This is a genomic window from Enterobacter cloacae complex sp. P14RS (genome assembly GCF_014895895.1).
Classification (GTDB): domain Bacteria; phylum Pseudomonadota; class Gammaproteobacteria; order Enterobacterales; family Enterobacteriaceae; genus Enterobacter; species Enterobacter bugandensis.
Genome location: NZ_JADBQM010000021.1, coordinates 344,322 through 355,857 on the forward strand (window position 1 = coordinate 344,322; position 11,536 = coordinate 355,857).

An 11,536-nucleotide genomic window follows, 5' to 3' on the forward strand; every position below is an offset into this window, starting at 1 on the left:
GGCTATTCCTTATGCCGCTCGGCGATCCACTTACGGTATTGCCCGGGCGACATTCCTGTCACGCCAGAGAATGCGCGTCTGAATGCCTTATCGTCAGCGTAACCGCAAGCCTCGGCAATCTGCCCTATCACGTTTCCCGGCTGCTCCAGGAGCCGCATCGCCTTTTCAATACGCATGCGCGTCAAAAAGTTTTTAGGGCTTTCATTCATCTCTTCCGCCATTTTTCGATGCAGGGTACGGGTGGTCATATTCAGCGCCCGCGCAAGCTGCTCCACGGTAATCGCCGGATTTTCATACCGGACGATGTGCTCCGCTTTCATAATCATCGGGTGTACTGAGTTTAAAAAACCAGCCGGCGCGTAAACCTGCTGAGACAACGGCTGGCTGTCAGCCACGGCCATATCGGCCGTCAGGCGCGCCAGCTTCTGCCCCGCGTGCAGACGAATGATGTGCAGCGCCACGTCAACCCACGAGAGCGGGCCTCCGGAAGTGATAATCCGCGCGTCCTGCACCAGCGCCTTCCCCCAAACCGGTTTGCTGAGTGGATAACGCTGGCGGAAAGTGTGGTAAAGCCACCAGGTCGTCGTGCATGTCCGGCCATTTAGCACCCCCGCTTCGGCGAGAACCAGCCCGCCGGCACAGGCTCCCGCCAGCAACGCCCCCTGACTATGCTGGCCCCGCAGCCATTCGCCAGCCTCGTGGACCGCCGCTGGCGAGACCGGGCGCTTTTGCTCGTCAAGCTTCATCCCGCTGACAATCACGAGATCGAAGGTTCCGCCGGTTGTAAAACTCCCGTCGGCGTCAATCAGCCGGCCCTGTGCGTCCGGAACCGGCGTCCCCTCCGCGGTGATGATGGCCGCTTCAAAAGCAGAAATGCCCTCGCCGTCCGGCTGCTGGGCAATCACCTCGTTGGCCAGCCAGAACATATCGCAGAGCCCAGCCACGGCGGATTTCATGCTGCCGGGTAACGCTAAAATGCCAATTTTCATGATTCAGGTCTGAGCAGAATGTCTGATTTCGTATGATAACCGTCATTTCGGACACTACAAGCGTCATTACACCTCTCGTTACACTGTGCCTCACCGTCCCTCAGGAAATTACGTCACGCCTATGAAACCGACACGCTTGCCCGTTCTTCTTACTTTGCTGTGCCTGGCCGCATCGCAGCCAGTGCAGGCGCGGATTAATAACATCATCCTCGTGCACGGAGCCTTTACCGATGGTTCCGTCTGGCAGGCGGTAATCGGCCGCTTGCAGTCCCGGGGCTACCACGTCACGGCAGTGCAGAACCCCCTGACTTCGCTGGCAGATGACGTCGCCGCCACGGAGCGCGTCATCGATCGCCAACAAGGGGATGTCGTCCTTGTCGGGCACTCCTGGGCCGGCGCGGCGATCGCCCGAGCGGGCAATAACCCGAAGGTGAAGAAGCTGGTTTTCCTTTCCGCCCTTGCCCCCGATAGCGGAGAATCGGTCGCCTCTCTTCTGACCCGTCTTAACGCGCCGATGGCGGACATGCGCCCGGATAAGCAGGGATTCATCTGGCTGGACGATCCCGTGGCTTATCAGCGCGTTATGGCCAATGACCTGCCTCTCAGACGCGTAAAAGTACTTACGGCGACCCAGCAGCCTATCGCGGCGAGCGCCTTTAGCGAGAAGATTGAGCACGCCGCCTGGCGTGAAAAACCCTCATGGTATTTGCTGACCGAAGACGATCGCGCCCTCTCTCCCGGCGTCCAGCAGCAGCTTGCCGGTGCCATGAACGCCACCGTCATGCGGATAAAGAGTAGCCATATGTCGATGATTTCCCACCCGGACGCCGTCAGCCAGCTTATCGAACAAGCAACCCAGCCCAACGTAAAGGAAACCAAAAAATGAAGATCCTGCATATAGATTCAAGCATTAACGGCGAGTTCTCACTTTCACGTCAGCTGACGGCAGAGGTGGTTCGCCAGCTCGCGTCAGACAAGGTGGTCTATCGCGACGTCGTCAAGGCGCCCGTTGCCCATCTCACCGGCGCCGTTGCCGCCGGCTTCCGGACGCTGCGGATAGCCACGGACGCGACGGCGCAAGACGTCCGCGAACGCCAGCTGTCCGGGGAGCTGGTGAACGAATTTCTCGACAGCGACATTATCGTAATAGGCGCGCCTATGTATAACTTCTCCGTTTCAACGCAGCTTAAAGCCTGGTTAGATCGGTTGGCCCAGCCGGGAAAAACATTCAGCTATACCCCAACGGGCCCGGTGGGACATGCGACCGGCAAGAGGATTATCGTCGTTTCTACTCGCGGCGGGATCTATCACGGTACGCCAATCGCAGACATGGATTTTCAGGAGCGATACCTGCAGAAGTTTTTTGGCTTTCTGGGCATCGACAGAGTGGAATTCGTGCGTGCTGAAGGGGCGACGCGCGGTGAGGAGATCCGCGCTAAAGGCGTTGCGCAGGCGTTTGACGCAATTCCGTCCGTCATCGCCGCCTCGCTGAAATAGTCATCGGGTGAAAGCATGCCGGGTAAGCGTGGCCGCCACCCGGCTTTTTTTAGTACCGCACGCAAACCGACTTGGTTTCGCACCAGCCGTCCAGCCAGTCCGGGCCAAAATCACGTCCTGTACCGGACTGCTTCATCCCGCCGAACGGCAGGTTGGCGTCAATCAGCGTATGGCTGTTCACCCACACGGTGCCCGCCTGCAGCCGATCGGTGTACTCCAGCGCCTTGCTGATATTCTGCGTCCAGACGCTGGCCGTCAGGCCATATTCGGTGTCGTTCGCCAGCTGGAGCGCCTCTTCTCCGTCGGATACTCGCACCAGGTTGACCACCGGACCAAACACCTCTTCTCGGGTTAACCGCAGCGCGGCATCCGGGTTCACCACCAGCGTAGGCGACACGTAATAGCCTTTGCCCTCCGGACCGCGGTTACCGACGATCAGCTCCGCATTGCGCGACGTCGCCTCGTCGAGGAAGGTCTGCACCTTATCGCAGTGGGCGCGCGACACCAGCGGGTTGATAAACGCCTCCGGCGACATGCCCGGCCCGACGCTCAGGGATTTCACCGCCTGTTCGAACCCGCTCACCAGCGTGTCAAAAAGCGGCGCTTCAATGTAGATGCGCGAGCTCGCCGCGCACACCTGCCCCTGGTTCAGGAAGCTGCCGGTCATCAGTCCTTCGATCACCCACGCCGGGTCCGCATCCTTGAGTACAATTGCCGGGTTTTTCCCGCCCAGCTCCAGGGTAACTCCGGTTAGCGTGTCCGCCGCCGCGCGGGCAATTTGCTTACCCGTTGCCGTCGAGCCGGTAAAGCTCACCTTTGCAATATGCGGGTGTGAGGTTAGCGCCGCGCCACACACTGCGCCGCTCCCTGTTACTACGTTGAACACCCCGTCCGGGATGCCCGCTTCGCTGGCCAGCTCCGCCACGCGCAGCAGGGTTAGCGGCGTGGTTTCAGACGGCTTAATGACGATAGAGCAGCCCGCGGCCAGCGCTGGCATCACTTTCCACATCCCGATCATCAGCGGGAAGTTCCAGGGCACAATCCCGGCCACCACACCAACCGGGTCCTTACGCGTCCACGCCTGGTAGCGCGCACCCTGCGGCAGCGGGATGGAAAGATCGAGGGTTTTGCCCGCAATTTTGGTGGTCAGCCCGGCGGTATAGCGCATCCAGTTGAGGGTGCAGCCCACTTCAAAAGCCCGGGAGATGTTAATTGATTTGCCCTGCTCCAGCGTTTCAAGCTGGGCCAGCTCCTCGCCGTGCTGTTCGACCAGATCGGCGAAATGGAGCAGGATCCGCTCGCGCTCCGCCGGTAATTTTCCGGCCCAGCTGCGGGCGACAAACGCGCGCCAGCCGGACATAACGGCCCGGTCAACGTCATCGACGCTGGCATCGGCGGTCGAGGCAATCACCTCGCCCGTGGCCGGGTTGTAGACGTTCAGCCGTTTTTCGCTGTCCGACTCGGCCTGACGCCCTTCAATCCACAGGCCGTGGTGTCGGTCTAAAAACTGCTGCACGGCAGGCTGAATAGCCACCGGTGATTCAGACATAGGATACTCCTTCGTTATTCTTCGCAGGGTGTTCATCCAGTCTATGTGGGGTTTTGCATTCTCGCTTTTGTCTCTGTGACATTCGCTTTGCCACCTGTGACAGGTGCCGCAAATCGCGATAATCGCCGCTTATATCGCTGTTACCGGTGAGTGTTCTTTCCTATAGTCAGCCTCATAGCTCTGACAGAATGCAACACAAATGCAACAATGCGAAAACGTTGACGGTGCAGCGAGAGAAACGATGGCGTGTGCAAGCGAGCAGGAACAGTATCAGCAGTGGCTGGCGCAGATTAACCAGGTTTGCGGGCGTTTTAACGCCCAGCCCACCGAAGGCAAATTCTTCGGCGAGCTGGAAACCAGCTATGCGCGCAGCCTGAAGCTCAGTACCGTCACCGCCGGCGGCGTCAACCTGTTCCGCTCCCGACGGGAGATCGCACAGAGTAATGATGCCTGGTTCTACACCGTCTTCCAGCTTGAAGGCAGTGCGGAAATTGAGCAGGACGAGCGTCGCGCGGTACTCAAAACCGGGGATATCACGCTGATTGACGCCTCTCGTCCCTGCTCGATCAACTGGCAGGAAAAGTCCCGCCAGATTTCGCTGCTGGTTCCCCGTCAGATTATCGAGCAGCAGTGCCGCTTTCAGGAGATAAGCTGCGCGCTCGCCCTTTCCCGCACCTTACCCACGGTACAGCTGAGCCATCGCCTGCTGATGGAAAGTATGAACAACCCCGACCTGAGTGACCGGGAGAGTGAAGCGGCGCTTGAGGCGATGGTCTGCCTGCTGCGCCCCGCGTTTCAGCAGCGCGACGTGATTCAGCCGCGCAAGGAGCGCCAGTTTCAGCACGTTGTGGCGCTGATTGACAACCATATTCAGTCTGAATCGCTGCGTCCGGAATGGATTGCCGCCGAGAGCGGAATGTCCGTACGCAGCCTCTACCGCATGTTTGCCGAGAAGGGGCTGGTGGTGGCGCAGTACATTAAAAACCGTCGTCTGGATCTCTGCGCGCAGGAATTGCAGTCAACCGGCGACGATGAAAAGCTGGCGGGCATTGGCTACAGCTGGGGATTCACCGACCATAGCCACTTTTCAACGGCCTTTAAGCAGCGTTTTGGCGTCTCGCCGGGTGAATACCGCAAGCGCTACCGCTAGCTATTTTTTCAGCCACTTACCGTTAATGCCCTTCACGTACTCGCCCGGCTGCGCGCGGGCCACCAGCTTTTGCCCCGCCATTTTCGCCACTTCATCAACCGGCAAATTATTGCTGTCGGCCAGCTTCTGATAGCTCTCCGTGCGCGCTGCGTTAATGCGATTCACCAGCTCCAGCGTTTCGGCATCCTGTTGGATCGGAGCAAGATAGCCGCTCAGGGTTTCCCCCACGCGCCCCTGCGCGCGGGCATCGTTTAAGGTCAGCGCAGCCGCCTGCACGTTTATACTCAGGGCCAGTAAAATCAACGCTAATCGTTTCATGGCATCCTCAGAACAGATCGCTGCGCGATTTCAGCAGGGCTTCAACGTCTTTATCGACCTTGATGTGGATCTCGTGTTCGATTTTGACATTCATATTGATGGTAATTGGCTCCTTTGGCGCAGCGACTTCAATGCGCGGCGTACAGCCGGTCAGTAGCGCGGCAACGGTGAGCGCACCAGCCATCTTTTTCATTGTTGTTCCTCACTTTCCTTGCCAGTCGAACTGCGGAGACCGGGAATCGCCGCGTGTTGCTCAAACCAGGTTTGCAGGTTGTCGCCAAAACGCAGGCTGCGCCACAGGGTAAAGACATTCTCGTCATGGGTGTAGTTCAGATTGACGGAGCTGCTTTTGCCGTCCACGCGGCTGGTCCCCTTGATGGTCGCCTGCATGGTTAATTCACCCAGGTTATCTAAATTGATTCTCGTCCACGACTGCGAAATTTCCATGTAGCGGAGCCAGTTAATCGCTGCGCCCGCGACCATATTATCCTTCACGATGGCGTCTGCCGTATCTTTGTCGATGCGCAGCGTCATTGGCCCCGGGTTGGTCAGCCAGCCATCTTTAATGATCCATTTTTCATTGTCCAGCCAGAACGGCAGCGCCCCGCTCACCGGGCCCGACAGGGTAAACTGCTTAGGGTTGACGGCGCTGATCAGCTCGCTTGAGGAGATATTGTCCACGCGCAGCAGGGCCGGATCGTGCTGCGGCATCCGCAGTTGCTGCATGGTGATCTTCCCGCCGAGCGTTTCCACCTTAACGTTGGTGAGCAGCAGCGGGTTGTCCTCCGTCCAGGGGTAATTCCCCTGCAGGTCCGCGGTAATGTTGCGCGCGGTCACCAGGTTTTCCACTTCGCCAATGCGCAACGTGACCGGGCCGCGCGTGCCCAGTGACCAGGTGCCCTCGCTGAAGCGGAACGGCAGCACAAAATCGACACCGTTGATCTGGTTGTCCGGCATCCAGGCGCTGCCGGATTTCAGCACGCCGTGTCCGCCCGCCTCAAAGCCCTGATCGGGGGCCGCCGAGAAGGCAACCTGTGCATAGAGTTCTCCGTCACGCAGCGTCATTTTCCAGTCCGGCGGAACCAGCGGCTGGAAGACGGTGAGCGACTGTTTCGGCCACCAGGCCTGCCCGCGAAGGCGCACGCCATCCCAGCGTCCGTTCACCTGTACCGGGCCGATGTTGTCCGCATGGAGGTCGCCCTTAAACTGAAAAACAGTCGGGTCGGTACCATCGACGCTGAAGGTCAGGACCGAGGGTGGCAATACGCTGCCGCCGGAGAACCGGGTTTGCCCGGCATTCAGCGACAGCGCGCCGCTGAATGCGGGTTTTTCGGCATCGCGCAGCCAGCGTACAGGCCGATCCAGCACCAGCCGCGGCTTGCTGACCTCCATGGTGCCGTACTGGAGCTTGTCAAAACCGGTGGAGAGCGCCGTCAGCTCAATAAGGTTGTCGCGCCACTCGCCTTTCCCGGCGACATCCCAGCGGGCATGCATCGGCGTAAAGCCGCCTTTTCCCCAGTAGCGCCACTGCCACAGGCCGTTATCAGGTAAAAAGTCGTTGGCCTGACCGTCCAGGTGGAGTTCAAAACCGCCCATCTCGTTTTCATGGGCACGCAGAATAGCCTGCAGACGCCCATCCACGCCCTTCTGGGTGAGCTTCACGCCCGCCAGCGGCCAGCGGATTTCATCAATATCCAGCGAGTCAATGATGCGCCCGCGCGAGCGGAGCAGCGCGCCCGGCTCAAAGGTGAGCTGCGGTTCATACAGGCTGCCGGTCAGCGTGGCGGGCAATTTGGCGTAAAGAATGAGATCGTTTTGCTTCGCCTCGCCGCTCAGATGCAGCGGCATGTTGCTGTTTTCCATGCTGAGCCTGCCGGGCCCAATGTTCAGTACCGCGTTACCTTTACCCGCATCGCCTTGCGTCAACACGTTCAGTCGTCCGGTCAGGGTGGCTTTCTCCAGCCCCTGCTGCCAGTTGTCGGCGCGAAGGGACACGCGCCCGCTCAGCGGCATACCCGAAAGATCCCAGTTCCAGCGCCCGTCGCTGATGTTCAGCTGTTCCGCCGTGATCTGCCACGGCAGGTCGAGAAGCGGATCGGGGTTATCCCGCGCCATCACCACCAGCTGTCCCTGATTGTCTTCCCAGTCGAGATCGGCATCGACCAGAGACGTTAACTGTGGCACGTTAAAGGTCGCGACCGCATGGCCTTTCACCGGCACGCCGTCCGGCACCAGCGGCAAAGTGAACTCGCCCACCAGCTTAATCGGCTGCGCCTGGTCAGGGAGCTGAACATCGAACTGGCTGACCGAGAGAGTCTGGCCGCGAAGCGTGCCTTTGATGCTGACCTGTTCGCCTCGGTAAGCGATCTCCTGGCTGGAGGGCGTCAGTGACGCATTGAGCTCGCCCTGCCACTGCTGCCAGGGCGAGAGCGTCAGACGGTGAATGGTGAGCCAGGTATTGGGCAACACAGCCTGCCACTGGGCCAGCGTTTTGGGGGCGACCGTTGAGGGTGCAGACTGGGGAATTTTGCTCAGGCAGACGGTGTTAAGATCCAGCGCGCCGATGTCCAGTTTCCAGCGGCTCGGATGTGACAGCGTCACGTTATCGATGCGGGCAATTTCGCAGTCTTCCACCAGATAGCGAAGATCGGGGATCACCAGCGCGTGGCGAGTCAGTTTTGGGCTTTCTTCGAAAGCAATGCGCGTCCCGACGGGGAGCCAGATCCCGGCGAGCGTCGGCACCCACTGGGCGAGCGTCATCAGCAGCGTCAGCGGCACCAAAATCAACAGCAGTAAAACCGCAATAGCGGCTTTGTATTTACCCTTCATGGGCAGTTAATATCCTGATTTTTCGAAAGAATTAAGCCGGCAATGCCGAATATTGTCGCATGTTTGGCGGTTGAGTTGAAGTTAACCCCAAGATAAAGGATAGATGCTGTAAAGAGTATGAGAAAACTTTTTGCTATGCGTAACCTACAGAACACATTTTAGATTCAGTGGGTTACGCATTATCTCAGACGTAAAAACGGGAAAACACTGCGTAACTAATACCTGTTCCTGGGCATTGCCAATAGGTAGAGCATGGCGAATATCAACGACCCCCAATACACTGAATCGTACCGCCATGGATCAAAATCGATATGTAAAAAACCGCGAACAAACTCATAGCCGTTGGCAAAAACATTAATCTGGATGGCTGCAATCGCTATCACAAACAGCGTATAGGCAATGAACAATGGATATTTACGGAGCCTATTGACCTTGAGTTTTCCAATCAACAGTAAGAAGAAAACCGCAATAGATGCTATAAAATAGTACAAAACAGGCAACATCGGCGCAGATAAGGATAACTCCACTTGTTGCGACATGCATCATTCTCCCTCTTTTCAGAAACTCACCCGGTTCCTAATATCGTCCCATCACATCCGGAAGGATTGCAGTTTTCATACCCTATTGCCATTCTTTCAAGTAATACCGATATGCGTTTTTCGCACCCGTTACCCACTCCGTTTTGCCCAACCTGATTTGAACCGAGTCGCGCCGAAGATTTCTCGTACTAAGAATATCATGGAGTTAGGGTGTATATATGCTCTAGAATAATTGATAGAACTTATTGAATTCAATAATATTTTAGAAATTGTAAGATAATTTTAATCATGCTAACGTGAATGCAAAATCACTGGAGAAAGTCTTATGAAACTCGCGGTATATAGCACAAAGCAGTACGACAAAAAGTATCTGCAACATGTTAACGAAGCTTACGGGTTTGAGCTTGAATTTTTCGACTTTCTGCTGTCCGAAAAAACCGCCAAAACGGCGCACGGCTGTGAAGGCGTCTGCATTTTTGTTAACGATGACGGCAGTCGTCCGGTGCTGGAAGAGTTGAAAAAGCAGGGAGTGAAGTATATCGCCCTGCGCTGCGCCGGCTTCAACAACGTGGATCTCGACGCGGCAAAAGAGCTGGGTCTGAAGGTGGTTCGCGTCCCGGCGTACTCCCCGGAAGCGGTAGCAGAACATGCGATTGGCATGATGATGTCGCTCAACCGTCGTATTCACCGCGCTTATCAGCGTACGCGTGACGCCAACTTCTCGCTGGAAGGGCTGACCGGCTTTACCATGTACGGCAAAACCGCGGGCGTGATCGGCACCGGTAAAATTGGCGTGGCTGCCCTGCGCATTCTGAAAGGCTTCGGCATGCGTCTGCTGGCATTCGATCCGTACCCGAGCGCCGCAGCGCTGGATCTGGGCGTGGAGTACGTCGACCTGCCGACGCTGTTCTCGCAGTCCGACGTGATCTCCCTGCACTGCCCGCTGACGCCGGAAAACTACCACCTGCTTAACCAGGCGGCGTTTGACCAGATGAAAGACGGCGTGATGATCATCAACACCAGTCGCGGCGGTCTGGTTGACTCTCAGGCTGCTATTGAAGCGCTGAAAACCCAGAAAATTGGCGCGCTGGGGATGGACGTGTATGAGAACGAGCGCGATCTGTTCTTTGAAGACAAGTCCAACGATGTGATCCAGGACGACGTGTTCCGCCGTCTGTCTGCCTGCCATAACGTCCTGTTTACCGGCCACCAGGCGTTTCTGACTGCCGAAGCGCTGATCAGCATTTCGGAAACCACGCTGGGGAATCTTCAGCAGTTAGAAAAGGGTGAACCGTGCCCTAACGAACTGGCTTAAATGCTACGCCGGGTGGGGCTAAGCTTCATCCGGCGCGTTTGTTTCCCAGCTTCGATGAGCAACGCGCCACCAGAGCACGACGGCGGCCAGCGCAATCGCGCTCAGGACACTGAATGCCGTCGCAAACGAGTAACGACCGGCGATCGTCCCGGTTAACGCCGGGCTCATGGCTGCCCCCACTCCCTGCATCAGCATCACCACACTCTGCCCGGCATTAACGTGCCCGCTTCCGCGCAGCAGCACCACAATAAACGACGGTACGACGACACCCAGGATCCCGGCGGCGAGACCGTCGAGAATTTGTACCGGGATCATCATTAACGGCGCGTCGGTCGATGCCGCCAGCGCCGCGCGCACCGGCATAACCAACAGCGCCAGCATAATCAAACGCCAGTAGCCGTAGAGTTCTATTCGGCCTGCAACCCAGATGGCAACGGGGATCATCACCGCCTGCGAGATGATGACGGTGCCTGCCGCGTACAGGCCAGGGTTGATCGAGGCGGGTGCCGCGGCCACCCTCATGCTCAGCATCGGCAGCAGTGCGGCATTCGCCAGGTGGAACAGCAGTAGCGTCAGCCCGGTCACAAACAGCGCCCGGTTTTTAATCAGCACCGCGAAGCCGGGGACAGGAACGCTACCTGAGGATGAAAGCCCTCGCGCCGCATCGTTATCAATGTCCCCGTTGCGGATGGCAAGCAGCGCGCAGAGCGTCAGCAGCGTCGTGCAGGTCATCAGCAGGAAAATCCCCCCGACGCCCCAGTACCAGGCAATACCACCTGCTATCACTGCGGTGACAAAATTGCCGCCGTGATTGAACGCCTCATTTTTGCCCATCTGCGCGCTGAACCCGCGCTGGCCGGTCAGGCCCAGCGTAATCCCGGCGATGAGCGGCCCGACAAACGCCGCGCAGATGCCGGTGACCATTTGTGAGACGGCAACAACGCTGGTCTGCTGGCTAAACCAGAGCAGCAGCGTGCTCAGGGTGATCAAAGTGCAGAGCAGCGCCAGTACGGCGCGTTTGTTCCGCGAAGTGTCAGTAATTACCCCCGCCGGGAGCGTAGCCAGCAATCCCGCCAGCCCACCGGCAGTCATCAGGATGCCGATATCATCGGGACTCCAGTGGCGTTCTGTCAGAAAGATACCGAGAAAAGGACCAAGGCCATCACGGACATCCGCAATGAAAAAACTTGTCAGGCATAACGCCCGCAGCGAACGAAGAGACATACTTCCTGCCTGTAAATTATCCGGCTCGCGTTTCGCGATGACCCGCGTCCAGACGATCGTACAATAAAATTAAAAATGTAGCGTAGCGCTGCTTATTGAAAATCAGATGACGGCCCAAAAGACCGG

11 protein-coding genes are annotated in these 11,536 nt (G+C 57.8%); 4 read left to right on the forward strand and 7 right to left on the reverse strand.

Features of this window, described 5'->3' with window-relative positions:
- Positions 1-2 precede the first annotated feature (2 nt).
- The gene (locus IM295_RS17705) at positions 3-989 is read right to left on the reverse strand and encodes a GlxA family transcriptional regulator (protein WP_193067089.1); all 987 of its coding nucleotides are present in this window, start codon (positions 987-989) and stop codon (positions 3-5) included.
- Between the two features lie 121 nt (positions 990-1,110).
- Here IM295_RS17705 and IM295_RS17710 point away from each other — a divergent pair, with 121 nt between their 5' ends.
- Positions 1,111-1,875 carry an alpha/beta fold hydrolase gene (locus tag IM295_RS17710; RefSeq protein WP_193067090.1) on the forward strand — a complete coding sequence of 255 codons (765 nt, stop codon included), beginning with the start codon at positions 1,111-1,113 and terminating at the stop codon, positions 1,873-1,875.
- Positions 1,872-2,486 (forward strand): FMN-dependent NADH-azoreductase, encoded by a 615-nt coding sequence (locus tag IM295_RS17715; RefSeq protein ID WP_069732333.1) that lies wholly within the window; start codon positions 1,872-1,874, stop codon positions 2,484-2,486. Before IM295_RS17710 ends, IM295_RS17715 begins: the two co-directional genes overlap by 4 nt.
- Before the next feature lie 49 nt (positions 2,487-2,535).
- On the opposite strand, the gene IM295_RS17720 is transcribed toward IM295_RS17715, so the two are convergent.
- Complete coding sequence (locus IM295_RS17720; RefSeq protein ID WP_193067091.1) at positions 2,536-4,035, reverse strand: aldehyde dehydrogenase family protein; 1,500 nt, start codon at positions 4,033-4,035, stop codon at positions 2,536-2,538.
- A 241-nt stretch (positions 4,036-4,276) separates the two neighbouring features.
- Here IM295_RS17720 and feaR point away from each other — a divergent pair, with 241 nt between their 5' ends.
- Entirely contained in the window at positions 4,277-5,185 is a 909-nt protein-coding gene (gene feaR / locus IM295_RS17725; RefSeq protein WP_193067119.1) for a transcriptional regulator FeaR, read from the forward strand.
- Here feaR and IM295_RS17730 read toward each other — a convergent pair whose 3' ends face one another.
- The 4 genes from IM295_RS17730 to IM295_RS17745 form a co-directional block, all read right to left on the reverse strand.
- Positions 5,186-5,503, reverse strand: a complete 318-nt coding sequence (locus tag IM295_RS17730) for a YdbL family protein (protein ID WP_028013020.1) — start codon at positions 5,501-5,503, stop codon at positions 5,186-5,188.
- 7 nt (positions 5,504-5,510) lie between these two features.
- Positions 5,511-5,696 (reverse strand): YnbE family lipoprotein, encoded by a 186-nt coding sequence (locus tag IM295_RS17735; protein WP_028013019.1) that lies wholly within the window; start codon positions 5,694-5,696, stop codon positions 5,511-5,513.
- Positions 5,693-8,332 carry a YdbH family protein gene (locus IM295_RS17740; protein WP_193067092.1) on the reverse strand — a complete coding sequence of 880 codons (2,640 nt, stop codon included), beginning with the start codon at positions 8,330-8,332 and terminating at the stop codon, positions 5,693-5,695. Before IM295_RS17740 ends, IM295_RS17735 begins: the two co-directional genes overlap by 4 nt.
- Positions 8,333-8,547: 215 nt before the next feature.
- Positions 8,548-8,871, reverse strand: a complete 324-nt coding sequence (locus IM295_RS17745) for a hypothetical protein (RefSeq protein WP_047365301.1) — start codon at positions 8,869-8,871, stop codon at positions 8,548-8,550.
- A gap of 325 nt (positions 8,872-9,196) precedes the next feature.
- On the opposite strand from IM295_RS17745, the gene IM295_RS17750 reads away from it, so the two are divergent.
- Positions 9,197-10,186, forward strand: coding sequence for a 2-hydroxyacid dehydrogenase (locus IM295_RS17750; RefSeq protein ID WP_028013015.1), 990 nt, complete (start codon positions 9,197-9,199; stop codon positions 10,184-10,186).
- Between the two features lie 18 nt (positions 10,187-10,204).
- Here the strand turns inward: IM295_RS17750 and IM295_RS17755 are convergent, their stop codons facing one another.
- On the reverse strand, positions 10,205-11,410 hold the full coding sequence (locus IM295_RS17755) for an MFS transporter (RefSeq protein WP_193067093.1): 1,206 nt from the start codon (positions 11,408-11,410) through the stop codon (positions 10,205-10,207).
- Positions 11,411-11,536 lie beyond the last annotated feature (126 nt).